The following is a 260-nucleotide window of genomic DNA, read 5'->3' as shown; positions in this document are numbered from 1 at the left end:
GGATAACGACAACCGGGTTCTGGTTGAACGTATTCACACCGCCCTGACCGGTGCCGAAGAACTGCTGGCCGACCTGCTGGATATTTCCCGCCTCGATGCCAATGCCGTAACCCCCGATCATGAAGAGTTTGCCGTCAACGACCTGCTCAAAACCCTGTACAGCGAATTCCAGACCCAGGCCCATCAGGCCAATCTCGAATTGCATATGGTAGCCAGCAGCCTGCGTATCCGCAGCGACCCGCGCTTATTAATGCGCATCC

At 56.5% G+C, this 260-nt stretch carries 1 protein-coding gene; it reads left to right on the top strand.

All coding sequences use genetic code 11. From position 1 onward, the window contains the following. Positions 1–260, top strand: a 260-nt coding sequence (locus tag Q4563_RS20715) for a sensor histidine kinase (protein ID WP_303605856.1), incomplete at both ends; no start/stop codon positions are given.

Source organism: Gilvimarinus sp. 1_MG-2023, assembly GCF_030548285.1.
The sequence above is the reverse complement of the archived record's forward strand: the minus strand, read 5'-3'. Positions and strand labels throughout refer to the sequence as shown.